Here is a 23,098-nt window from a genome sequence, read left to right as displayed (position 1 = left end):
GCGCATGACCGCCGCCTGGGACGACGACTTCCTCGCAAGTCTCGTCGCCGCCTGAAATCCTTCACCCGATTCCCCTGATCAGCGGGGGACCCTGACGTCGGTTTTCTCTCGGAACTCCCATTCATCGCTTCTTGGACGAGCTCTGCTGTTCCCGGGCGGGCTCCGGCTCGGACGGCGGCTCGCGCAGTGGCGGCGCGGAGCCGAAGCCGGCGCTCACCACATGCACGAGCGCGGTGCGCACGTCCCAGCCGTGGTCGGTGAGCGCGATCTCGTAGCAGGAGCGCGGCTCGCCGATATCGGACGTCTTGCCCGCTTTCGCCTGCGTGACGAGCACTCTGGCCTTGGTCTGCGGACTGTCGACCAGCGTCGCGAGGCCGCGGTCCTGCAGATGGCGGTCGGTGCTGAAATCGTCGATCATGGAGGTCGTCGGCTTCTCGAATTCGCAGAGATTGGCCAATAGGCCGACCTGCAGCAGCCGCAGCGCCATGCGCGGCTCGAGCGAATAGAGGTTGCGGGAGATGCGCCGCTTGTCCTTCATGTCGAGTCGCTCGAAAAGATCGGACGGCACGCGCTTTTCGATCGTCGCTTCGCCGAAATCGAGTTTCACGCCGGCGATTTCCGCTCCGCGCAGGCCGCCGAAGCGCTCGGCGAGGGCGGAGAGGCCGTCGCCGATGGCGCCGGCGTTGACGATGGCGAAGCCGATCGCCAGGACGAGGCCGATCGTCGTAATGAGGCTCTTGAGCGCTGCGAGCGCGTCGTGCAATCCCTTGACGTCCAATTTCGCCTCCTGAAAACACGAGTGAGAAAAGACCATCATAGCGTCGCTCGGGCCGCCGCGCTATTTTCCGGCAATTTCCGGGCGCGCTTGCGCCGCGCCGCCGGTTCGGCTAAGGGGCTGTGCTTCATGCACTCCAGCCCGCCGGAAGAGCCGTGGCGAAGTCCAAGAAGCCTGTCGCGATCATCATGGGGTCCCAATCCGATTGGGCCACCATGCGGCACGGCGCCGAAACGCTCGAGGCGCTCGGCCTCGGCTATGAGGCGCGCATCATCTCCGCCCACCGCACGCCGGAGCGGCTCAGCGCCTTCGCCAAAGGCGCCGAGGCGCAGGGATTCGAGGTCATCGTCGCCGGGGCCGGCGGCGCCGCCCATCTGCCCGGCATGACCGCGGCGCATACGACGCTTCCCGTGCTCGGCGTGCCGATCGAGACGGCGGCGCTCTCAGGGATGGATTCGCTGCTGTCCATCGTCCAGATGCCGGGCGGCGTGCCTGTGGGCACGCTGGCCATCGGCAAGGCCGGCGCGATCAACGCCGCTCTGCTCGCCGCCGCTATTCTCGCCCGCGGCGACGCCGATCTCGCTTTGCGGCTGAAGGACTGGCGGCGACGCCAGACCGAGCAGGTCGCCGAGACGCCGAGCGACGACGCGTGAACGAAACGACGATGCTGCATCCCGGCTCCACCATCGGAATTCTGGGCGGCGGACAGCTCGCCCGCATGTTGGCGAAGGCCGGCGCGCGGCTCGGCCTGCGCGCCCATGTCTATTCGCCGGCCGTGGACGATCCCGCCTTCGACGTCTGCGCCGCGCGCAGCACCGCCGCTTTCGAGGACGAGGCGGCGCTCGCCGCCTTCGCCGCGGCGGTCGACGTCGTCACTTACGAGTTCGAGAATGTGCCGTCGCAGACGGCGGCGTTTCTCGAGGCGCATTCGGTCGTGCGGCCCAATCCGCGCGTTCTGGCGCTGACCCAGGACCGCCTCACCGAAAAGAATTTCGTCCGCGGCCTCGGCATAGAGACGGCGCCTTTCGAGAATGTGGAGGACGCCGGCGCGCTGGCGGAAGCGGCCGCGCGACTCGGCCTGCCCGCCATTCTGAAGACCAGGCGCTTCGGCTATGACGGCAAGGGCCAGATCATGCTGCGCGAGAGCGGCGATCTCGCCGGCGCCTTCCAGTCGCTCGGCGGCGCGCCCTGCGTTCTCGAGGGCTTCGTGCCCTTCGCGCGCGAAATCTCGGTGGTGGCGGCGCGCGGCGCCGACGGCGCCTTTTGCGCCTATGACGTCTGCGAGAACGTCCATGAGCGTCATATTCTCGCCCTGACCGTCGCGCCGGCGCGGATCGCGCCGCAGACGGCGGCGGCGGCGGTCGAAATGGCGCGCAAAATCGCCGAGGCGGCGGATTATGTCGGCGTGATCGCGGTGGAGATGTTCGTCGTCGAGGCGGCGGCGGGCGAGCGGCTCGTCGTCAATGAGATCGCGCCGCGCGTGCATAATTCCGGTCATTGGACGCTCGACGGCGCCGTGACCTCGCAATTCGAGCAGCATATGCGCGCCATCGCCGGCTGGCCGCTCGGCTCGACGCGCCGTCACGGGGCTCGCGTCGAGATGCGCAATCTCATCGGCGACGACGTCGAGAAATGGCCGGAGCTGCTCGCGGAGGAGGGGGCCTGCCTCCACCTCTACGGCAAGAAGGAGACGCGCCCCGGCCGCAAGATGGGCCATGTGACGCGGGTGATCGCGCAAGAATGAGGGCGCGTCAGCGCGCCTCCGCCACCCTGCGTCGCCCAGCCGCGTCGAGATTGCGCTCCACCAGCGGCGCTATTCCCGCGACGATGCGCTCCACTCCGGCGACGTTGGGATGGACGCGGTCCTCCTGCATCAGCGCCGGATGGCCGAACACGCCGGCGAGGAAGAAGGGATAGAGCGAGACGCCCCAGCGGGCCGCGAGCTTGGGATAGATCTGGTCGAAGGTCACATTATAGGCGAAGCCGAGCTCGGGCTTGGACAGCATCCCGCCGATGACGACGCGCGTTCCGCGCTTCTTATAGCCGTCGACGAGCCAATCGAGATTGCGCGCGACCACGGCGGGGTCGGTCTCGATGAGCATGTCGTTGCCGCCGAGCTCGACGATGACGACGTCGGCGTCATAGGCCTGCGGCGTCGAAGCGACGCGGGTGGCGGCGTCGGCCGTCGTGTCGCCGGCCATGGAGCCGTTCACCACATCGACATTGCGGTAGCCGTCGGCGCGCAGCCGTCGCGCCAGCGCCGGGCCGAAGCCATAGCCGTCCGGCACGCCGAGGCCGGTGCTCAAGCTGTCGCCGAGGATGAGAAGACGCAATGGCGCCGCTCGCGCCGACGCCGCCGGCGGGAGGATGAAGGCCGGCAGCATGAGCGCCGCGCCAAAGCGTCGAAAGAAGTGCGATCGGCGCATCATGACTTCGCCTCGAACGAATGAATGAAACGTCCGACGCGCTTTATAGCGACCGCGCGTCAATTCGACGTAAAGAAAGCCCGGCGCATTCGCCGGGCTTCCGCGGCGCCCTTACGCGCGCGCAGGCCTCGCGCGCGTAAGGGATTCGGCTCGCTTGGCGAAGAGCCGAAACGCGCGCATATTCCGCCCGGCGCGCGCCCGCGGGTGGCGAAGGGCGGGCGCGCGAATTTTTCACATTTGATTTCGAATGGCGCGATCGATTTGAACGCCGCCGCTCTGCGCGGGCGCAGCCGGATATTTGATGGAGATCGAATGATTTATCGTCGGGACATACAGATTCTGCGCGGCGTCGCCGTCTTGGCCGTGGTGATGTTTCATCTCGATAGCGGCCTTGTTCGAAGCGGGTTTCTCGGCGTCGACGTTTTCTTCGTCATCAGCGGATTTTTGATGGCGCATCTCTACGAGCAGGGGAGCGCGGCGGAGTTTTACGTAAGACGCGCGCGTCGCCTGCTTCCCGCCTATTTCGCGACGATACTGGCGACGGTCGTCATGTCCATGCTCATCGTGCTGCCGATCGAATATCGGCAGGTCGTCGAGCAGAGTCTTTTCGCGACGGCGTTCAGCGCGAATATCGGCTATTGGCTGCAGAATTCCTATTTCAGCAAGGCCGAGTTCAACCCGCTCCTGCATTTGTGGTCGCTCGCAGTCGAGATCCAGTTCTATCTGCTCGTTCCGCCGCTTCTGACGCTCGCGCGGCGTCGCAGCCTGTTCGCCCCGCTGCTAATGATTCTGTCGCTGCTCGCCTGCATGGCGGTGGTCACGGTTAGCCCTAAGACGTCGTTTTTCCTCACGCCGTTGCGTGTCTGGCAATTTTTGATCGGCGTCATCATCGCCATGCGTCTCGAGACGCCGACTGCAATGCCGAAGAGCCTCGGCAAAGCTTCGGCGAGCGCCTTTTGCCTCCTCTGCGTCATTTCGATTCCCTTTCTGCCGATCGATGGCGACGCGACAAGCATGATCACAGGCCATCCAGGGCTCGCATCTGTCTGCGTCTGCTTGGCGGTGGGCGGCATTCTCGCCTTCGGGCTGCCGCGAATGTTCGAAGAGTCGTCGCCGGGGCGAGCGCTCGAGAAAATCGGCGATTGGTCCTATTCGATCTATCTCGCGCATTTCCCGGTCATCGTCCTCTTCATGTATCTTCCGTTTTCGGGAACCTCGACGGGCGCCGGCGCAGGCGCGGGGGAGATGGCGGCGCTCGTTGGTCTCGTCGCCGGCGGGTCTTGCCTGCTGTATCAGGTCGAGAAGCGCAATCGATCATTGTTCACGCCAGGCAGGGCCGGTTTTGCCGCGGCGTTCATCATTGCTGTCGCGGTCGCCGCCGGTCCCGCGCTCTGGCTCGCCTATCCGATCGAGGAGCGCAGAATATTCGCCGCATGGACGGATCGCGCCGCCTATCGTTGCGGCAAGACGTTCCGCGTCCTGCACCCGATGCAGGACTTCTGCGAAATCACCGGCATCGAGCGAAGGCCCGGTCTCATGCTGGTCGGAAACAGTCACGCCGACTCGATCCGATCGTCCTTCGCTCGTGTCGCGGCAAGCCATGGCTATCGCGTTTTTTTCTCCGTGCCGAATGATCCGCTGGTCAATCCGCGCTTCGGCGTCGACTGGTTGGTCGCAAAAGCGAAAGCGGAGCATGTGGAGACGGTATTTTTGCACTTCTCGCCGATCGACGATCTGGCCGGCATCGCGGAGAGGGTCGGCGCGAGGCTCGAAGCAGAGGGAATCCGAACTGCGCTGCTGATGCCCGTCCCCGTCCATGGCGCGCATATACCGGCCGCTCTCTACAAAAATTTGAAAACGGGCGACGCGCTGCCGGAGGTTACCCTCGACGCGTTTCGGGAACGGCAGGCGCCGCTGACGGCGAGGGTCCGAGCGATCCCGTCGTCGATGTTCCGATATTACGATCTCGCGCCGGCGCTATGCGATCCGAATTGCCGTCTGACCGACGAGGACGGCCATCCGCTCTATTTCGACAAGGGCCATCTCACATTGACGGGGGCGCGGCGATTGGAGGCGGTTTTTTCCCTTGCGATCGGCGACAACAAGATCGCCCGAGAGTTGGGGGACTGACGCCGGTTTCGAGCGGCGCCGAAAAAAATTCTGGCGCCGCTTCGAGGCCCCCGAGCGGGTGGCGGCGTCGGCCGTTGTGTCGCCGGCAATCGAGCCGTTCACCACATCGAAATTGCGAACGCCGAACTGGCGTCCACTTCGGTTGGAAACGCCCTAGAGCAGCAGGCAAAAGTTTTTGTGCGTTGTTCTCGATTCCCGGTCAGGCCTTCGGCCTGCCGGGAATGACAACGTCCTTTCAGTTCAGGTGACGCAGCCCACGAGCCTATTCGGCGAATTCCATGATCACCGCATCGACGGCGAGGCTGTCGCCGGGTTTGGCGACGATTTTCTTGATCGTCACGTCGCGCTCGGCGCGCAGCACATTTTCCATCTTCATGGCCTCGACCATGCAGAGCGGCTCGCCGGCCTTCACCTCCTGGCCCTCGGCGACGTCGATCGTCTTCACGAGGCCGGGCATGGGGCAGAGCAAATGCTTGGAGACGCCGACATTCGTCTTCTTCGGCATCAGCGCGTTGAGCTCGGCCTCGCGCTGGGTGAAGACGCGCGCGTCCACCGCGACGCCCTGATGCGAGAGCTCGAAGCCGTTGAGGATCGGCCGCACCTGCACATAGATCGAGGCGCCGTCGATCGTCCCCTCGAACACCGGATCGCCCGGCCGCCAATCGGAGGAGATGCGCCGCGTCCGCCCGTCCTGCTCGTCGAAACGAACGATCAGCGCCTCGCCCTGCGTGTCCAGCGTCACATGGAACAGCTGCTCGCCGAGCGCGCAGACGCGCTTGCGCTCGAATTCGAAGGGGCGGCCATGGGCGAGCTGGCCGCTGATGAGGCGCTTGCGCTCATTGCCGATGTGGTCGACGAGCCCCGCGACGGTGGCCAGCACATGGGCGACCTCGCCATCGGGCTGCGGGGCGGCGAAACCGCCCGCATATTCCTCGGCGATGAAGCCGGTGGAAAGCCTTCCAGAACGCCAGCGCTCATGCTGCATCAGCGAGGCGAGGAAGGGGATGTTGTGGCGAATTCCGTCTATGACGAAGCGGTCCAGCGCGCTTCCCTGAGCGTCGATCGCGGCGAGGCGGTCGGGGCCATGGGTGACGAGCTTGGCGATCATCGGATCGTAATGGATGGAAATCTCGCGGCCTTCCGCGACGCCCGTGTCGTTGCGCACGGTGATCGCGCCTTCGCGCTTCTCCTCCGGCGGGCGATATTTCACCAGGCGGCCGATGGAGGGCAGGAAATTGCGGGTCGGGTCCTCGGCGTAGATGCGGCTCTCCACCGCCCAGCCGTTGATCGTCACCTTCTCCTGGCGCAGTGACAGCGGCTCGCCGGCGGCGACGCGGATCATCTGCTCGACGAGGTCGATGCCGGTGATGAGCTCGGTAACCGGATGCTCCACCTGCAGGCGGGTGTTCATCTCGAGAAAATAGAAGCTCTTGTCCTGCCCGGCGACGAATTCCACCGTGCCGGCGGAATCGTAATCCACCGCTTTGGCGAGGGCGACGGCCTGCGCGCCCATCGCGGCGCGGGTCTCCTCGTCGAGGAGCGGCGAAGGGGCTTCCTCTATCACCTTCTGATTGCGGCGCTGGATCGAGCACTCGCGCTCGTTGAGGTGGATCACATTGCCATGCTTGTCGCCCAGCACCTGAATTTCGATATGGCGCGGATTGACGATGAATTTCTCGATGAAGACGCGGTCGTCTCCGAAGGAGGAGGCCGCCTCGGAGCGGGCGCGGTTGAAGCCCTCGACGACTTCCTCGGCCTTGTAGGCGACGCGCATGCCCTTGCCGCCGCCGCCGGCGGAGGCCTTCAGCATGACCGGATAGCCGATCTCATTGGCGATGCGGACGGCCTCGTCGCCATTCTCGATGACGCCGAGATAGCCGGGAACCACATTGACCTTGGCGGCGGAGGCGAATTTCTTCGACTCGATCTTGTCGCCCATCGCCTCGATGGCGCGCGGATTGGGGCCGATGAAGACGATTCCCGCCTCGGCGAGCGCATTGGCGAAGGCGGCGCGCTCGGACAGGAAGCCATAGCCCGGATGCACGGCCTCGGCGCCCGTCTCCTTGCAGGCGGCGACGATCTTGTCGATGAGCAGATAGGACTGAGCGGCGGGGGGCGGGCCGAGATGGATGGCCTCGTCGGCCATTTCGACATGAAGCGCGTCGGCGTCTGCGTCGGAGTAGACCGCGACCGTCTTTATGCCCATGCGGCGGGCGGTCTTGATGATGCGGCAGGCGATCTCGCCACGATTGGCGATCAGAATTTTACGAAACATGCGCGCCCCGATAGATGCGGAACGGCGCGCCCGCTTTTTCGATTGCTCGAAAAAGCGGGCGCGCCGGGATTTGAGCCTATGTCAGGCCTTGGCCTCGGCGGAATCGTCGGGGTGGTGGACCTCCACCTTGTCGACGATGCCGAATTCCATGGCCTCCTCGGCGGACATGAAATGATCGCGATCGAGAGTCTTCTCGATCGTGTCATAGTCCCGGCCCGTGTGCCTGACGTAGATTTCGTTGAGACGCCGCTTGATCTTCATAATGTCCTCCGCATGGCGGAGGATGTCCGACGCTTGGCCCTGGAAGCCGCCCGAGGGCTGATGCACCATGATGCGGGCGTTGGGCAAAGCGATGCGATTGCCCGCTTCGCCGGCGCAGAGCAGCAGCGAGCCCATGGAGGCAGCCTGACCGATGCAGAGCGTCGTCACCTTGGGCTTGATATATTGCATCGTGTCGTAGATCGCGAGGCCCGAGGTCACCACGCCGCCCGGCGAGTTGATGTAGAGATAGATCTCCCGCTTGGGGTTCTCGGCCTCGAGGAACAGGAGCTGGGCGATGATGACCGAGGCCATATGGTCCTCGACCTGCCCGGTCAGGAAGATGATTCGCTCGCGCAGCAGGCGCGAATAAATATCGAAGCCGCGTTCGCCGCGGCTCGTGTTCTCGATCACCTGGGGGATCAGATACTGGTTGTAGACGTCGATCGGATCACGCATCTTTTTGGCGCCTTTTTTTTCGTTTTGACTGGCCTGCGACCTCGAGGCGCCGCGCGAAGGGAGCGTCGCTCCCGGCTTCGCGGCGGCCTGTTCGACCCGCCGTTTCTTTCCCCCGATCACGAGCGAAAGCCACGAGCCAGAATTTGACTCGTTGGTAGCATATTGCGGCAGGCCGTCCAGACACAAACCGCAAGAGCGTGAGCGGGGACCCCGGGGCCGCGCCTTCTAGGGGCCCCGGGTCGGCGGGCCGGATCAGGCCGCGGGCTGCGCCAGATCGTCATCTTCGTCGGCGGCGAGGAGCTCCTCGCGAGTCACGATCTTGTCGGTGACGCTGATCTTGGTCACCAGATGATCGACGACCCGCTCCTCATAGATGGGCGCGCGGATCTGGGCGAGCGCCTGCGGATTGTTGCGGTAGAAGTCCCAGACCTGCTTCTCGCGGCCTGGGAAGGCGCGCACGCGCTCGACCAGAGCGTCGGTCACATCCTTGTCCTCGACCTTCACGCCGGCGCCCTGGCCGATCTCGGCCAGCACCAGGCCGAGCCGCACCCGACGCTCGGCGATCTTGCGATATTCGTCGCGCGCCGCCTCTTCGGTCGCGCCCTCGTCCTCGAAGCTCTTGCCGGAGCGCTTGCGCTCGGCCTCGAGCTGCGACCAGATCGTGTCGAATTCCTGGGCGACGAGTCCCTCGGGCAGCTCGAAGCTGTATTTCTTGTCGAGCGCGTCGAGCAGGGCGCGCTTGAGCTTGGAGCGCGAGGCCTTGGCGTAGTCCGCCTCGAGATTGCCGCGCACGGCGAAAGTGAGCTCGGCCAGAGATTCGAAGCCGTATTTGGCGGCGAAAGCGTCGTCGATCGGCAGCTCCGCGGGAGCGGCGACGGCCTTGACCGTCACGTCGAATTCGGCGTCGCGGCCGGCCAACGTCGGCACGCCGTAATCCTCCGGGAACGTCACCTTGACGACGCGCTGCTCGTCCTTGGCCGCGCCCTCGAGCTGCTCCTCGAAGCCGGGAATGAAGGAGCGGGAGCCCAGAATGAGATCGACGTCCCCGCCGGTTCCGCCCTCGAAAGGCTCGCCGTCGAGCTTGCCGGCGAAGTCGATGGTGACGCGGTCGCCCTTGGCGGCGACGCCGTCCTTGTCCTGAAATTCGCGGATGCGGTCGGCGAGATCGGCGATCGCCTTCTGGACCTCCTCCTCGGAGACCTCGGCGACCGGACGCTCGATCGCGATGTCGTCGAAGGCGCCGAGCTCGATCGCCGGCAGCACCTCGAAGGCGACGGAATAGGCGAAATCGCCTTCGGCCTCGAGCGCCTTCTCGACCTCGGCCTGGTCGGTCGGGAATTCGAGGCGCGGCTCCATGGCGACGCGCAGGCTATTGTCCTCGACGATCTTGCGATTGGCCTCGTCGACGGCCCCCTGCAAGACCTCACTCATGATGCCCTTGCCATAGAGCTTCTTGAGATAGGAGAGCGGCGCTTTGCCGGGGCGGAAGCCCTTGATCTGCGCCTTGCCCCGCAGCTCGACGAGCTGGGACTCGAGCTTGGCGGCGAGCTCGCCGGCCGGGAGCACCACCTTGAATTCCTGTTTCAAGCCCTGCGACAGGGTCTGCGTCACCTGCATGTCGTTTTCGCCTTCTCGAATCTCGACCAGTCCGGCGTCCGCCGGGAAAAATCTCTGCCGCCGGCGCGCGTCGCTGGTGCGGGCGGAGGGAGTCGAACCCCCACGACTTGCGTCACCGGAACCTAAATCCGGCGCGTCTACCAGTTCCGCCACGCCCGCCCGCCCCGACGCGCAAACGCCCGACGAGCCGCCGGCTCGACGGGACCAAACGCCAAAGGACCGAAGCCCCGAGCCGCCCGGCGTCGTAACGCTCGCGGCGACGGCCGAAAAACCGCTGTCGGCGCGCGGACGCCGCCACGCGCCGGCTCGGGCGGGGGGCTCTATAGCACGATGCGCCGCCGGCGCTAAAGAAAATGTCGTGGGCGGATGCGCGTCGGGGCCTGTTGAAAGCCATGCGCCGCTCGGGCCATATGCGGGCCGCGAGGAGAAATCGGAGACCCCATGCCGTCCAACTGCTCACGCCGCGCCTTTCTCAGCGGAGTCGCCGCGACCCTCGTCTCGCTCGACGCGCGCGCCGAGGCCCCGGCCGCCGCGCCGAAAATCCTGGAGGCGCGCAAGGGGACGGCGCGCCTGCTGCCCGAGACCGCCCATGCGACGGAGATATGGGGATTCGACGGAAAGACGCCGGGCCCTCTGCTGCGCCTCGCGCAGGGAGAGGAGCTCGCGGCGACGCTCGTCAACCGGCTCGACAAGCCGCTCTCCGTCCATTGGCACGGGATGCGCGGCGACAACGCCATGGACGGCGTCGCGCCGTTGACGCAGGCGGAGGTCGCGCCCGGCGGACGCTTCGACTATCGCCGCAAGGCGCTCGACGCCGGCCTGTTCTGCTACCGCCCCTCGGTCTATGGCCAGACGCCGGAGCTCGTCGGCCGCGGCTTGAAGGGCCTCCTTCTCGTCGACGAGCCGAAGCCGCTCGAGGCCGACGCCGATCTGCTGCTCGTCCTCGACGATTGGCGGCTGGGCAAGGAGGGCGCGATCGAGGGCGACTTCGGAGCGCCCGCCGCCGCGGCCGGGGCAGGGCGCGTCGGAACGCTCGTCGCCGTGGACGGCGCCCCGGCGCCGGCGCGCCGCGATCTCGCGCCCGGCGCGCGTGTCCGCCTGCGCTTCGCCAATCTCGCCAATGCGCGCATCATGTTCGTCGGCTTCGAGAATATTCAGCCTTTCGTGGTCGCCGTGGACAGCCAGCCCTGCGACGCCTTCGAGCCGGTGCGGCGCACCATTCCCGCCGCGCCCGGCTCGCGTTTCGAATTGCTGTTCGATCTGCCGCAGGCCGAGAACGCCGCGGCCAAGCTCGTCCTGCGCGGCATAGACGAGCCGGATTGCGATCTGGCGATCTTCACGACGCGCGGCGCCAAGGCCGCCGTCCGCCCGGCCATAGCGGCGCCGCCGCAGAACCCGCTGCTTCCCAAGGAGATCAAGCTGCAGGCGGCCAAGAAGGTCGACCTCCTGTTGGAGCCGCCGGCGTCGCCGGCCTCCGTCTGGCGCGTCAATGGCGCGCCGAGCAAGGCCTATGGCGGGCCGCCGCTGTTCCAGGTAAAGCGCGGCAGTCCGGTGACGCTCGGCTTCGTCAATCGCGCCGAGGTCGCGGTCGTGATGCATGTCCACGGCCATTGCGTGCGGCTTCTGCATGATCTCGACGACGGATGGGAGCCCTATTGGCGCAACGGCGTCGTCGTGCCGCCGGGCAAGACCAAGCATGTCGCCTTCGTCGCCGACAGCCCCGGCAGATGGGCTGTTCACGACGATATTCTGGAGCATGAGGCGGCCGGGCTAGCCGCCTGGTTCGAGGTGAAATGAGCGCGGGCCGCGCCGGCGATTTGGGATTTGTGAACAAATATAATATTCTGAAATAAGGATGCGATAACTTCCACGGCGTTAGATTGCGCGCCGCCGCCTGTCGTGTCGTGGCGTCGGCGGGTCGAGATTTCGGTTGCGTCACACTCGCGAGTTGAATCAGAGCGGCCCCGATGACCGAAAACTTCGCGTTCGATATCAAGCAGCCGGAAGATTTTCCGCATTGGGAGTTCGATCACATCGATCTCGAATACGACGCCGTCACGGGCGCCGTATGGATGAATTACAAGGCGTCGTCGCCTCCCTACTATGCGATGCAGACGCTCTCCGACATGGCGGGGGTGCGCGAATCGCTTCGCCGCATGTATGAGCTCGACGGATTCGCGCGCTTTCCCGTCCGATATTTCGTGATGAGCTCGAACAAGAAGTCGGTGTTCAGCCTCGGCGGCGATCTCGTCACCTTCACATCGTCGATCCGCGGAGGCCGGCGCGATCGATTGATCGCCTATGCGCACGCTTGCATCGACCTCATCTATTCGCTCGTGTGCGGGCTCGATCTCCCGATCGTCTCGCTCGCCGCGGTGCGAGGTCAATGTCTCGGCGGCGGCTTCGAGGCGGCGCTCGCCTCGGACTTCATCCTGGCCGAGGAGAATGCGAAGCTGGGCGTGCCCGAGGCGAGCTTCAACGCATTTCCGGGAATGGGCGCGGTGTCGCTGCTCACGCGGCGGCTCGGCGTCGCCCAGGCGGAGCGCATCATCGGCGCCGGCGCGATCCATTCGGCGAGCGAGATGCTCGAACTGGGCGCCATCGATCTGATGACCCCCGAAGGCTCGTTGCGCGAGGCGGCCGACAGTTGGATGCGGGAAGGTGGAGAAGAACGCTGGCTGCGCCGGCGGGCGCTCGCGGAAGCGCGTAGACGCTGCTTTCCGGTGACCAGGGACGAGCTGATCGAGATCACGGATCTCTGGGCCGATTGTTCGACCGCGTTGAGCGATCAAGATCTGCGGCATATGGAGCGACTGGCCGCAGCCCAGAAGCGGATGACGTCTTCGAGCGGAACGGCGGAGGACGGCCGCCTTCGTTGACGCCGGTCAGTCGGCGTCCTTTGCGACATGAAAGTCATAGCGATGACGAAACGACAAATCGAGGATGTCGCGCCCGAGGACCAGAAGTACGAGATCTATGCCGATCTCGTCGAGACGCTGTTCGGCACGCCGGGCTCGTTCATCGCCGGCATAGGGGCGGGACTGCTGGTCGCCGTCATCGCATGGCTCACGACCGGCGATCTCGTCTATTTCGGCTTCGTTCTGGCTCTGCTCGCGATCAGCGTCTATCGCATCCATGTGTTGATCGCACATACGCGGACGCCGCTCGCGCAGCGCCGTCGCGACGCGCGACAATGGGAGCTCCGTTACGCCATCGGCGGCGTGAGCTTCATGACGGTCGTCGGCGTCACCGCCGCCGTGCTGTTCAACACGCATCACAGCGAGATGGTGGCCTATTACGGCGTCGTGCTGATGACCGGATGCGCCGGCGCGCTCGCCGGGCGCAACGCCGGCCGGCCGCATATCGTCCTTTGGCAGGCCATCGGCGTCTGCGCGCCGCTCGCCATTACCTGTCTGTTCAATTTCTCGGTCTGGTACTGGGGCCTGACCTTCATCATCGCGCTCGGGATCATTTCGGTGCAGTCGACTACCAAATTCCTGAATTCGGTGCTCGAGTCGGCTCTGCGCAACGGGCGCGACGCGGATACGCAGCGCCGGCGCTTCAAATCCGCGCTGAACAGCATGACGCACGGTCTGTGCATGGGTCGGGCGGACAAGTCGCTCACCGTCGTCAATCGCCGCATGTATGATTTCTTCGGTCTCGATCCAGAGACGATGCCGAAGGATCTCGCCGCGCTGACCGGCATGATCGGCGAAAGCACGAACATGTCCCGAGAGGATGCGCAGATTTTTCTGGAGCAATGGACCTCGCGGGCCTCGCTGCCGCGCACCGACGTCTTCTCGCGCGAGATCGGCGTCCGAATCTTCGATTTCCGCTGCGAGCCGGCCGACAACGGGGCTTTCGTCACCGTCGTCGAGGATGTGACCGAGCGGCGGCGCGCGGCGCGCGAGATCGAGAGGATCGCGCATTTCGACACGCTGACCGGGCTCGCCAATCGCTTCCAGTTCCAGCAGCGGCTCGAGCGCGATCTGCGGCACATTCGCAAACGCGGATTGAGCCTCGCTCTGCTCTGCATCGACCTCGATCAGTTCAAGGAGGTCAATGACTCGCTCGGACATACGATCGGCGATCGTCTCTTGTGCGCGGTCGCCGAACGTCTGCGGGACTGCGTGCGCTCGGTCGACATGGTCGCGCGCTTCGGCGGCGACGAATTCTGCATTCTGATGCATCCGACGCTAGAGGCGCCCCCGTCCGACGCTCTGGCGCGCCGCGCCATCGAGTCGATCGGCCGGCCCTATGTCATCGAAGGGCATACGATCGTGATCGGCGCGAGCGTCGGCCTCTGCATGGCGCCGCGGGACGCGACCTCCGCAGAGGGGCTGCTCAAATGCGGCGATCTCGCAATGTATCATTCCAAGGCCGCCGGCAGACGGCAGGCCATCTGGTTCGAGACGGCGATGGAGGATGCGCTGCTCTATAAGCGGCGCATCGAGAAGGAGCTGCGCGAAGCGCTGCGCGCCGAGACGCTCGAGGTGCATTATCAGCCGATCTTCGACGCGCGCGATCAGTCCGTTTCCACTTGCGAGGCGTTGACCCGATGGCGACATCCGCAATTGGGCTATGTGTCGCCTTCCGCCTTCATTCCGATCGCGGAAGAGACCGGGATGATCGTGGAGCTCGGCGATTGGGTGCTGCGCAAGGCCTGCCAGGACGCGCGGCTATGGCCCCGTGAGGCGCGGGTCGCCGTCAATTTCTCGTCGCGGCAGTTTCAGCAGTCCGACATGATCGATCGCATCCGCGGCGCGCTCGCGGCCGCCGCATTGGAGCCCGGCCGTCTCGAGATCGAGATCACCGAATCGACGCTCATGCAGGACGCCGCGGACGCCGCGGCCAAGATCGCGGCGCTGCGGGCGCTCGGCGTGCGCCTCTCGCTCGACGATTTCGGGACCGGTTTCAGCAGCTTGGGCTATTTGAACCGTTTTCCGGTCGACAAGGTGAAGCTCGATCGCAGCTTCGTGTCGGAGCTCAATGTCTCGGACAAGACCCAGGCGATCGTCGGCGCGGTCTCTCTGCTCGCCGCCGAACTCGGCATAGATCTCGTCGCCGAGGGCGTCGAGACCCATGAGCAGCGGGCGCTTCTCCTCACCAAGAATGTGTATCTGATGCAGGGGTTCCTCTTCAGCATGGCGAAGCCGCAGGCCGAGCTTTCGTTGCTCTTCGCCGGGGCCGGTCGCGGCGGCGGCAAGCTGAAGGTCGTCGCCTGACGGCCGGCCCGGCGGCCGCCCTGGGCCGCCGGATCGAGGCGCTGCGCGCGCGGCCGCTCAGACGCGACGGCTCGCCGAAGGCGCCGGAACATGCCGGCGAACCGGGGGCGCGCTGATGCGCTGCGCGCGAAACATGCTGTAGGAGGCGTTGTGGCGCCGCCCGCACTGGCGCACATAGCTCTCCGCGCCTTCGAGCCCTTCGCCATTCTCGACGATATGCTTGACCAGGCAGAGCTCCTGCATCTGCTCGGCGGTCAATATCTCTCCATTCTCCATCAGCCGCTCCGCCTTCACGAAGCCGAGCTTTTGCGCGAGCGAGCCATAGACGCCGACCGCCGAAGCGAAATCGGCCTCGAAGCAGAAGCGCGCATGTCGGTCCGCCACGATCATGGAGCAGGACAGAGCGAAGTCGAGGTCCGCTCCGTTCAGATAGGTTCTCGCCCATGCGATCGAGATGACCGGCGCGTCGAGAATGAGGCGCGCGGTCGCCGAGGCGAGCTCGTCGAATCCGTCTGCGGCGACAGCTGGAGCTTCGTCGCAATGCGCAAAGTCGAAAACGAGATATTTGAGATTGGGTAGATGGCCTTCCGAAATTTTTCCGAGCAACAAGGTCAAGCCCTCGATGCTGTCTCGATCGAAACCGCAAGCGAGTTTGCTCACGAGAATCGTATCGACCTCGTCCATCCGGTGGATCTCCAGGGAGGATCGTCGCCCGATGAAATCCAGCGGATCCGAAATGCCGGCAGGAGCAACAAAAGTCTCGTCGGCGATAGCGGAGGCGCCGCCGTTAGTCGAAACTACCGCATTCATGCTTCGTCTCCCATTTCGAATGGTTTCGTAATTCTTACCGCGATACTTAAATTTTTAAAGAATTTTCGGCCGCGTCTTCGCTCATGGTTAATTTTCGCGCCAAAAAGTACGTACGTACTCGTGAAATTCGAATAGCCTACCGGACTGCGTCTTTTTGCCGCTGTTGGGTTAGGTGGAGGCGCCAATTCCCGCCCGAAAGTGCGGAGTAGGCCCGAGCCGCCACGTAATGGCGCGTTCTCCGAGCGCCACGAGCGGCTCTTGCGGCCGCGGCATTTCCGCGCCGTCGCGTCGGCGGACGAAAACTTCGTCCCTGCGTCTTTGAGAGTGTGTGCTAAAAGCCGGGAGCGACGGTCGGCGGTCGAGCCGAGTCGCTTTGCGGTCGTCGACGTCTGGTCGGCGAGAGTGCTTCAGCCGTTCGGAGAAGCGGCGTAAACCGTGGATAGGGAGAGGAAAGATGAGTTTTCGACTTCTGGTCGCTCTTGCCCTGGCGACGGCCGGATTGATCGGCGAGGCCCATGCGCATGGCGGCGTCAGTCTCGACGGCGGTCAATGCATCATGAAGATCGGTCCGGACACGATGAACTTCACCGGCTATCAGCCGCTGAAATCGCGCGACGTCTTCTGTGACGACATTCCCGACGTCGGTCCGACCATCATAGTGCTGGACGCGGTTCAGGACGAGCTGCGCGACATGGCGCTGGAAATCCGCATTCTGCGCAATGTCGGGCAGAGCGACGACAACGAGAATCTGGAAAAGAACACGGAAGTCTATGTGCCGGCGAAAAAATACAAGACCGGCACGCTCAATTTCGAATACAACTTCACCAAGAAGGGCGACTATATCGGCCTCGTGAAGGCGAAGGCCGACGACGGGCGCGAATACGTCTCCCGCTTCCCCTTCGCGGTCGGCACGACCGAGGACAAGAATATCATCATCGCCGTGTTCTTCGCCGCGCTCGGCCTCGTCGGCTTCGGCCTGTGGTACAAGAACAGCTTCATCGACAAGAAAAACAAGACGGCCTGAGCCTCACGAGAAGCGATCGCTGCGGCCATGGGGCGAAGAACCCCGGCCGCAGCGCCCCGCCATCTCAAGCGAGCTCGACGAGGCGTCCGTCGCTCAGCGTGACGCGGCGGTCCATCTGCGCGGCGAGATCGAGATTATGCGTCGCGACGAGCGCGGCGAGGCCGGTGCTGCGCGCGAGCGTCATCAATATCGCGAAGACGTGCTCGGCCGTGCGCGGGTCGAGATTGCCGGTCGGCTCGTCGGCGAGCAGGACATGCGGCGCATTGGCGACGGCGCGCGCGATGGCGACGCGCTGCTGCTCGCCGCCCGAGAGTTGCGACGGCAGATGCCGCGCCCGCGGGCCGAGCCTCAGATAGTCGAGCAGCTCGGCGGCGCGCCGCTCCGCCTCGCGGCGGTCCAGCCCGTTGATCGTCTGCGGCAGCGCGACATTCTCGAGCGCGGTGAACTCCCCCAGCAGATGGTGGAACTGATAGACGAAGCCGATCGTCGAGCGACGCAGGCTCGTGCGCTCATTGTCGCTCATATGCGAGGTCGCGCGTCCGGCGATGATCACCTCGCCGTCGTCGGCGCGCTCCAGCAGGCCGGCGATATGCAGCAGCGTCGACTTGCCGGCGCCGGACGGCGCGACGAGCGCCACCGTCTCGCCGGGCGAGATGGCGAGATCGGCGCCGAGCAATATGTCCAGCCGGGCGTCGCCTTCGCGATAGTGGCGGGCGACGCCGGAAAGCTCGAGAACAGGGGCGGTCATGGGCGCGATCATGGGCCTCACTCGTGGCGCAGCGCGTCGACCGGATCGAGGCTCGCCGCCTTCCAGGCCGGATAGATGGAGGCGAGAATGGCGAGAACGAGCGTCATGACGACGACGAGCGCCACCTCGCGCGGCTCGACGATGGAGGGCAGGCGCGAGAGGAAATAGAGCTCGGCCGGAAACAGATTGGCGTGCATGAGCTTGTTGAGCAGCAGCCGGATCGCGTCGAGATTCTTGGCGAGAGCGAGCCCGAGCAGAAAGCCGGCGAGGTCGCCGACGATCCCGATCGAGGCGCCGATGATGAGGAAGATGCGCAGCACCGCGCCGCGCGTCGCGCCCATCGTGCGCAAAATGGCAATGTCGGAAGACTTGTCCTTCACCAGCATGGTGAGGCCGGAGACGATGTTGAGCGCCGCGACCAGCACGATCAGAGTCAATATGATGAACATCACATTGCTCTCGACCTGCAGCGTGTCGAAGAAGGTCTTGTTGCGCTGTCGCCAGTCGGTGAGCATCAATGGCCGATCGATATTGGCGTCTATGTCGGCGCGGAATTTGTCGACCGCGTCGGGCGCGTCGAGAAAGGCCTCGATCACCGTCGCTTCATTCTCGTGGTTGAAGAACAATTGCGATTCGGAAAGCGGCATATAGACGAAGACGCGGTCGTATTCCGACATGCCGATCTGGAAGATCGCCGTCACCGGATAGGCCTTTATGCGCGGCGCCACGCCGAAGGGGGTCGAGGCGCCCTTGGCGATGAGTATGCTGATATTGTCGCCGACGCGTACGCCGAGCGTTTCGGCGAGGCGTTGGCCGATGGCGACGCCGCCGGCTCTGTCGAAGCCCTCGAAGGTTCCGTCCTTCACATTGCCGGCGAGGCCCGGCAGCCGCAGAATGTCCTGCTCGCGAACGCCGCGCACCAGCGCGCCCGACTGACCATAGGGCGAGGAGACGCCGGCCGCGCCCTCGACCATGGGCGCGACGAGCTTGACGCCCGGCAGGCGCTGGAGCCGCGCCGTGAGCTCGGCCCAGTCGGTGAGCGGCCGCTCGGCCGCCTGCACGAAAGCATGGCCGTCTATGCCGACGATCTTGTCCATCAGCTCGCGATGGAAGCCGTTCATCACCGACATGACGACGATGAGCGTCGCGACGCCGAGCATGACGCCGAGGAAGGAGAAGCCGGCGATCACCGAGACGAATCCATTGGCGCGCCGCGCCCGCATATAGCGGAAGGCGACGGCCCATTCGAAGGGCGCGAAGAGTCGCGCGCGCGGCGCCGGCTCGATCTCGGCCAGGGAAGACAAAGTAGATTCGCTCATGTCGGCATTGTGCCCATCCGCTCGAGCCTTTCAAGCGCGCCACAGAATTGGGCCTTTCCCATGCGACGGCGGCGAATCGAAGGCGGGGGAACGAGGCGTCGCGATTTGCGGCGGAAAACCGACAAGGGGACCCGAGCCGATCCCGCGTCGGTCGAAAAATCAGCGATTGGCCCTTAATTTGCTGCGCTGCGATCACCACCTCGACATCGGCGGTGGGCAATCGAGGAGATGAGGACATGGGTTCGATCGCCCAGCTGAAGGGCGCGCCGCGCAAAGCGCATGGCGCCGTCCACGACAATGTCGAGCTCGATCGCTTCGAGCTCGATCTCGAAGACGGCACGGCCGTCGCCTACTACCGCCTGACGCCGGGCGCCATCGTCTTCACCCATACGCAGACGCCTGCGGCGCTGCGCGGACAGGGCGCGGCGTCGGAGCTCGTCCGCGGCGCGCTGGAATGGGCGCGGGCGCGGGGGCTGAAGGTCGTTCCGGAATGCTCCTTCGTGGCCGATTACATCGCGCGCCACCAGGAGTTCGCAGATCTGCTGCTGCGCAAATCGGCCTGAGGCGGGCTCACCCCTCGTCCGAGAGCGCGAGCCATTGATCTTCGGCCTCGGCGAGCGCGGCGGCGAGATCGGCGCGCTGCTGGGCGAGGCGGCTCGCCTCCTGCGGATTGCGGGAAAAGGCGCTCGGATCGGCGAGCGCGGCGTCGACGCGCGCCAGCAATTCCGCGAGCTTCTTCATGCGCTCTTCCGCGGCCGCGAGCCTGCGGCGCATCTGGCCGGCGTCGCGCTTTCCCTTGGGCGGGCGAGGGCTCTCGCGCGGCTCGTCGTCCTTGCGTTGCTCGCGCGTTTCGCCATTGGCCCGCGCCAGCACGTAGCGGGCGTATTCGTCGACGTCGCCGTCGAAGGCGCGCACCGTGCCCCCTTCGACGAGCCATAGACGGTCGGCGCAGGCCTCCAGCAGATAGCGATCATGCGAGACGAGCACGATCGCGCCCTCATGGGCGTTGATCGCCTCGACGAGCGCGGCGCGGCTGTCGATGTCGAGGTGATTCGTCGGCTCGTCGAGAATGAGCAGATGCGGCCCGTGGAAGGAGGCGACGCCGAGCAAGAGCCGCGCTTTCTCACCGCCGGAGAGACGCTCGACCTTCGTGTCCGCGCGCGCTCCGGAAAAGCCGGTCTGCGCCGCCCGCGCGCGAATGCGCGCCTCCGGCGCGCCGGGCATCAGCGCGGCGAAGACGGAGTAGGGCGTGTCCTTCTCGTCGAGATCGTCGATCTGATGCTGGGCGAAGAAGCCGGCCTCGAGCCTGGCCGCCCGCACCACATTGCCGCTCCTCGCCTCGAGACGTCCGGCCAGCAGCTTGGCGAAGGTCGATTTGCCATTGCCGTTCGAGCCGAGCAGGCCGATGCGGTCGTCGTTCGAAAGGCTGAGCGACAGGCGCGACAGCACGATGCGCTCGCCATAGCCGACGCTGACATTCTCGAAAGCGATGATCGGCGGCGACAGCGGCTTTTCCGGCGATGGCAGATGGATGGGCAGCGCCTCGTCGTCGACGATCGCCGTGACCGGCTCCAATTTGGCGAGCATTTTGAGGCGCGACTGCGCCTGGCGCGCCTTGGTCGCCTTGGCGCGGAAACGGTCGACGAAGGCCTGCAGCTCGCGTCGACGCTCCTCCTGCTTCTTGCCGGCCTTGGCGGCGAGCGCGCGCGCCTCGCGCCGCTGCGCCTCGAAAGAGCTGTAATCGCCCTTATAGAGCGTCAGCCTGCCGCGCTCGAGATGCAGAATATGCGTCGAGACGGCGTCGAGCAGGTCGCGGTCGTGGCTGATGACGACGACGCTCGCGGGATAGCGCGCGAGATAATCGACCAGCCAGAGCGCGCCCTCGAGATCGAGGTAATTGGTCGGCTCGTCGAGCAGCAGCAGCTCCGGCTGCGAGAACAGCACGGCGGCGAGCGCGACGCGCATGCGCCAGCCGCCGGAAAATTCCGAAAGCGGGCGCTTCTGGGCTTCGGCGTCGAAACCGAGGCCGGAGAGGATCGCCGCCGCCCGCGCCGGAGCGGCATGGGCCTCTATGTCGACCAGCCGGGTCTGAATTTCGGCGATCTCATGCGGATCGGTCTCGGTCTCCGCGCGTTCGAGCAGAGCGGCGCGCTCCGTATCGGCGGCGAGCACGAAATCGACGAGCGCCGTCGGCCCGCCCGGCGCTTCCTGCTCGACGCGGCCGATCCTCAGCTTTGCCGGCAGAGTTATGGTTCCGCTCTCGCCGGCGATCTCGCCGCAGACGATGCGGAACAGCGTCGTCTTGCCGGCGCCGTTGCGGCCGACGAAGCCGGCCCGCGTCCGCGGCGGCAGGAAAACGGAGGCCTTGTCGAAGAGGAGCCTCTCGCCGAGCCGGTAGGTGAGATCGTCGATGGAGAGCATGAGCTCGCCTCTAGGACCTTTGCGGGCGATGCGCAATGCCGCCGACGGAGCGGGGCGGCGCGACGGCTTCATTGCGCTTGTCAGCCCGAGCGCGGCCCTCTATATCTGCGCCCGCTTCGCGTCGGCAGCGTCCGGCGCAGCCCGCGCCCATCGTCTAGAGGCCTAGGACGTCGCCCTTTCACGGCGAAAACACGGGTTCGATTCCCGTTGGGCGCGCCAATCAAACACTTGGAGCTGATTTCGGAGCCGATCGCAGGGCCTTTTGGCGGTCGCGCCTAGAAGCAATGCGCCTCTTCCTCTTCGTTGTCTGGTCCGGTCGAGGTGTTGCGATTGGATCGCACCGTCCCCTTTGCTAGAACTCTCGACGAATGCGCTTGCATCTCGTAGCGGTTGCGATTGGATCGCACCGTCCCCTTTGCTAGAACGTCGGCTTGTAGCCCGTCGTCGGCGCCGTGGTTGCGATTGGATCGCACCGTCCCCTTTGCTAGAACATATTTGTCGGACCGCTCGTAAGCGAGCTTGTTGCGATTGGATCGCACCGTCCCCTTTGCTAGAACAAACCGCGATACGATCGTTTCTCATCGATGTTGCGATTGGATCGCACCGTCCCCTTTGCTAGAACCGATCGTCAGAGCTTTCGAAAGCTGAGATGGTTGCGATTGGATCGCACCGTCCCCTTTGCTAGAACGGCGCGTTTCCGTGCCACCGGTGTTATTGAGTTGCGATTGGATCGCACCGTCCCCTTTGCTAGAACTATGGCTGCTTTCTCAAACTGGCGATCTCGGTTGCGATTGGATCGCACCGTCCCCTTTGCTAGAACAATTCGGCGAACGATCACAGTGCGTCTCTGTTGCGATTGGATCGCACCGTCCCCTTTGCTAGAACCATCGCGCTCCGAATGAGAATGCGTGATTGGTTGCGATTGGATCGCACCGTCCCCTTTGCTAGAACGTGGTCTATTGCGAGAAGTGTGGCGGTATAGTTGCGATTGGATCGCACCGTCCCCTTTGCTAGAACTTACCTTTTCGCCAGTAGCCTTGCGGGCAGGTTGCGATTGGATCGCACCGTCCCCTTTGCTAGAACGGGCTTCAAATTCGTGACGATGTGCGTGTGGTTGCGATTGGATCGCACCGTCCCCTTTGCTAGAACGCCGACGGCTTCGGCAAGGCCGGCTCCGGCGTTGCGATTGGATCGCACCGTCCCCTTTGCTAGAACGCTTTTCAATTTCATCTGCCCGGTGTCGTAGTTGCGATTGGATCGCACCGTCCCCTTTGCTAGAACATTCTGAAAAACAATCCCCTTCAGGGATTGGTTGCGATTGGATCGCACCGTCCCCTTTGCTAGAACTAGATTATAAAGATTATCATGGAGAAGTCGGTTGCGATTGGATCGCACCGTCCCCTTTGCTAGAACTCGCACGCCAGAATGCCTTTTGATAGCGTCGTTGCGATTGGATCGCACCGTCCCCTTTGCTAGAACTAACACAGAGATTTCTATTTCACTAGAAGGGTTGCGATTGGATCGCACCGTCCCCTTTGCTAGAACCGATCGTCAGAGCTTTCGAAAGCTGAGATGGTTGCGATTGGATCGCACCGTCCCCTTTGCTAGAAC

At 64.7% G+C, this 23,098-nt stretch carries 17 protein-coding genes, 2 tRNA genes and 1 CRISPR repeat array; of the genes, 9 read left to right on the top strand and 10 right to left on the bottom strand.

All coding sequences use genetic code 11. The features are described 5' to 3' along the window. Nucleotides 1-121: 121 nt before the first annotated feature. Nucleotides 122-778 carry a hypothetical protein gene (locus Mspo_RS17670; protein WP_159732116.1) on the bottom strand — a complete coding sequence of 219 codons (657 nt, stop codon included), beginning with the start codon at nt 776-778 and terminating at the stop codon, nt 122-124. 185 nt (nt 779-963) lie between these two features. Here Mspo_RS17670 and purE point away from each other — a divergent pair, with 185 nt between their 5' ends. Next, the gene (gene purE, locus Mspo_RS17665; protein WP_159732128.1) at nt 964-1,428 is read left to right on the top strand and encodes a 5-(carboxyamino)imidazole ribonucleotide mutase; all 465 of its coding nucleotides are present in this window, start codon (nt 964-966) and stop codon (nt 1,426-1,428) included. An 11-nt stretch (nt 1,429-1,439) separates the two neighbouring features. Continuing rightward, the gene (locus Mspo_RS17660; RefSeq protein ID WP_159732125.1) at nt 1,440-2,519 is read left to right on the top strand and encodes a 5-(carboxyamino)imidazole ribonucleotide synthase; all 1,080 of its coding nucleotides are present in this window, start codon (nt 1,440-1,442) and stop codon (nt 2,517-2,519) included. A gap of 7 nt (nt 2,520-2,526) precedes the next feature. On the opposite strand, the gene Mspo_RS17655 is transcribed toward Mspo_RS17660, so the two are convergent. Next, nucleotides 2,527-3,204 carry an arylesterase gene (locus Mspo_RS17655; RefSeq protein ID WP_244613529.1) on the bottom strand — a complete coding sequence of 226 codons (678 nt, stop codon included), beginning with the start codon at nt 3,202-3,204 and terminating at the stop codon, nt 2,527-2,529. A 309-nt stretch (nt 3,205-3,513) separates the two neighbouring features. Between Mspo_RS17655 and Mspo_RS17650 the strand changes: the two genes are divergently transcribed. Continuing rightward, on the top strand, nt 3,514-5,331 hold the full coding sequence (locus Mspo_RS17650) for an acyltransferase family protein (RefSeq protein WP_159732113.1): 1,818 nt from the start codon (nt 3,514-3,516) through the stop codon (nt 5,329-5,331). Nucleotides 5,332-5,593: 262 nt separating this feature from the next. Here Mspo_RS17650 and Mspo_RS17645 read toward each other — a convergent pair whose 3' ends face one another. From Mspo_RS17645 to Mspo_RS17630, 4 genes are all read right to left on the bottom strand, one after another. Next, nucleotides 5,594-7,606, bottom strand: a complete 2,013-nt coding sequence (locus Mspo_RS17645) for an acetyl/propionyl/methylcrotonyl-CoA carboxylase subunit alpha (protein WP_159732110.1) — start codon at nt 7,604-7,606, stop codon at nt 5,594-5,596. Between the two features lie 81 nt (nt 7,607-7,687). Further along, on the bottom strand, nt 7,688-8,323 hold the full coding sequence (locus tag Mspo_RS17640) for an ATP-dependent Clp protease proteolytic subunit (RefSeq protein WP_159732107.1): 636 nt from the start codon (nt 8,321-8,323) through the stop codon (nt 7,688-7,690). A gap of 252 nt (nt 8,324-8,575) precedes the next feature. Next, complete coding sequence (tig, locus tag Mspo_RS17635) at nt 8,576-9,940, bottom strand: trigger factor (protein ID WP_159732104.1); 1,365 nt, start codon at nt 9,938-9,940, stop codon at nt 8,576-8,578. Between the two features lie 74 nt (nt 9,941-10,014). Continuing rightward, nucleotides 10,015-10,099 (bottom strand) — tRNA-Leu (locus Mspo_RS17630). 282 nt (nt 10,100-10,381) lie between these two features. Here Mspo_RS17630 and Mspo_RS17625 point away from each other — a divergent pair. The 3 genes from Mspo_RS17625 to Mspo_RS17615 all read left to right on the top strand — a co-directional run bounded on the left by Mspo_RS17625 (nt 10,382) and on the right by Mspo_RS17615 (nt 15,165). Beyond that, entirely contained in the window at nt 10,382-11,737 is a 1,356-nt protein-coding gene (locus tag Mspo_RS17625) for a multicopper oxidase family protein (protein ID WP_159732101.1), read from the top strand. Between the two features lie 170 nt (nt 11,738-11,907). After that, nucleotides 11,908-12,819: a crotonase/enoyl-CoA hydratase family protein gene (locus Mspo_RS17620; protein ID WP_159732098.1), complete on the top strand. Its 912-nt coding sequence runs from the start codon at nt 11,908-11,910 to the stop codon at nt 12,817-12,819. Nucleotides 12,820-12,861: 42 nt separating this feature from the next. Beyond that, a complete protein-coding gene (locus Mspo_RS17615) occupies nt 12,862-15,165 on the top strand; it encodes a bifunctional diguanylate cyclase/phosphodiesterase (RefSeq protein WP_159732095.1) in 2,304 nt (767 codons plus the stop codon). A 57-nt stretch (nt 15,166-15,222) separates the two neighbouring features. Here Mspo_RS17615 and Mspo_RS17610 read toward each other — a convergent pair whose 3' ends face one another. Further along, nucleotides 15,223-15,849, bottom strand: a complete 627-nt coding sequence (locus tag Mspo_RS17610; protein WP_244613528.1) for an enoyl-CoA hydratase-related protein — start codon at nt 15,847-15,849, stop codon at nt 15,223-15,225. Between the two features lie 580 nt (nt 15,850-16,429). Between Mspo_RS17610 and Mspo_RS17605 the strand changes: the two genes are divergently transcribed. Continuing rightward, a complete protein-coding gene (locus Mspo_RS17605; RefSeq protein ID WP_159732089.1) occupies nt 16,430-16,999 on the top strand; it encodes a hypothetical protein in 570 nt (189 codons plus the stop codon). 64 nt (nt 17,000-17,063) lie between these two features. On the opposite strand, the gene Mspo_RS17600 is transcribed toward Mspo_RS17605, so the two are convergent. Together Mspo_RS17600 and Mspo_RS17595 are read right to left on the bottom strand one after the other, a co-directional pair. Next, a complete protein-coding gene (locus Mspo_RS17600) occupies nt 17,064-17,747 on the bottom strand; it encodes an ABC transporter ATP-binding protein (protein WP_159732086.1) in 684 nt (227 codons plus the stop codon). A 17-nt stretch (nt 17,748-17,764) separates the two neighbouring features. After that, entirely contained in the window at nt 17,765-19,066 is a 1,302-nt protein-coding gene (locus tag Mspo_RS17595; protein WP_201281740.1) for a lipoprotein-releasing ABC transporter permease subunit, read from the bottom strand. Nucleotides 19,067-19,302: 236 nt separating this feature from the next. Between Mspo_RS17595 and Mspo_RS17590 the strand changes: the two genes are divergently transcribed. Continuing rightward, nucleotides 19,303-19,629 (top strand): GNAT family N-acetyltransferase, encoded by a 327-nt coding sequence (locus Mspo_RS17590; protein WP_159732083.1) that lies wholly within the window; start codon nt 19,303-19,305, stop codon nt 19,627-19,629. A gap of 7 nt (nt 19,630-19,636) precedes the next feature. On the opposite strand, the gene Mspo_RS17585 is transcribed toward Mspo_RS17590, so the two are convergent. Continuing rightward, nucleotides 19,637-21,487 carry an ABC-F family ATP-binding cassette domain-containing protein gene (locus Mspo_RS17585; protein WP_159732080.1) on the bottom strand — a complete coding sequence of 617 codons (1,851 nt, stop codon included), beginning with the start codon at nt 21,485-21,487 and terminating at the stop codon, nt 19,637-19,639. 143 nt (nt 21,488-21,630) lie between these two features. Here Mspo_RS17585 and Mspo_RS17580 point away from each other — a divergent pair. Further along, nucleotides 21,631-21,706 (top strand) — tRNA-Glu (locus Mspo_RS17580). Nucleotides 21,707-21,810: 104 nt separating this feature from the next. After that, nucleotides 21,811-23,098: a CRISPR direct-repeat array (repeat unit 36 nt; unit sequence GTTGCGATTGGATCGCACCGTCCCCTTTGCTAGAAC).

It is taken from the genome of Methylosinus sp. Ce-a6, from assembly GCF_009811655.1.
Taxonomy (GTDB): domain Bacteria; phylum Pseudomonadota; class Alphaproteobacteria; order Rhizobiales; family Beijerinckiaceae; genus Methylosinus.
The sequence above is the reverse complement of the archived record's forward strand: the minus strand, read 5'-3'. Positions and strand labels throughout refer to the sequence as shown.

Coding starts and splice junctions, on each gene's coding strand:
- purE (WP_159732128.1), top strand. CDS start 964: ATGGGGTCCCAATCCGATTGGGCCACCATGCGGCACGGCGCCGAAACG.
- Mspo_RS17660 (WP_159732125.1), top strand. CDS start 1,440: ATGCTGCATCCCGGCTCCACCATCGGAATTCTGGGCGGCGGACAGCTC.
- Mspo_RS17655 (WP_244613529.1), bottom strand. CDS start 3,204: ATGATGCGCCGATCGCACTTCTTTCGACGCTTTGGCGCGGCGCTCATG.
- Mspo_RS17650 (WP_159732113.1), top strand. CDS start 3,514: ATGATTTATCGTCGGGACATACAGATTCTGCGCGGCGTCGCCGTCTTG.
- Mspo_RS17645 (WP_159732110.1), bottom strand. CDS start 7,606: ATGTTTCGTAAAATTCTGATCGCCAATCGTGGCGAGATCGCCTGCCGC.
- Mspo_RS17640 (WP_159732107.1), bottom strand. CDS start 8,323: ATGCGTGATCCGATCGACGTCTACAACCAGTATCTGATCCCCCAGGTG.
- tig (WP_159732104.1), bottom strand. CDS start 9,940: ATGCAGGTGACGCAGACCCTGTCGCAGGGCTTGAAACAGGAATTCAAG.
- Mspo_RS17625 (WP_159732101.1), top strand. CDS start 10,382: ATGCCGTCCAACTGCTCACGCCGCGCCTTTCTCAGCGGAGTCGCCGCG.
- Mspo_RS17620 (WP_159732098.1), top strand. CDS start 11,908: ATGACCGAAAACTTCGCGTTCGATATCAAGCAGCCGGAAGATTTTCCG.
- Mspo_RS17615 (WP_159732095.1), top strand. CDS start 12,862: ATGACGAAACGACAAATCGAGGATGTCGCGCCCGAGGACCAGAAGTAC.
- Mspo_RS17610 (WP_244613528.1), bottom strand. CDS start 15,849: ATGGACGAGGTCGATACGATTCTCGTGAGCAAACTCGCTTGCGGTTTC.
- Mspo_RS17605 (WP_159732089.1), top strand. CDS start 16,430: ATGAGTTTTCGACTTCTGGTCGCTCTTGCCCTGGCGACGGCCGGATTG.
- Mspo_RS17600 (WP_159732086.1), bottom strand. CDS start 17,747: ATGACCGCCCCTGTTCTCGAGCTTTCCGGCGTCGCCCGCCACTATCGC.
- Mspo_RS17595 (WP_201281740.1), bottom strand. CDS start 19,066: ATGAGCGAATCTACTTTGTCTTCCCTGGCCGAGATCGAGCCGGCGCCG.
- Mspo_RS17590 (WP_159732083.1), top strand. CDS start 19,303: ATGGGTTCGATCGCCCAGCTGAAGGGCGCGCCGCGCAAAGCGCATGGC.
- Mspo_RS17585 (WP_159732080.1), bottom strand. CDS start 21,487: ATGCTCTCCATCGACGATCTCACCTACCGGCTCGGCGAGAGGCTCCTC.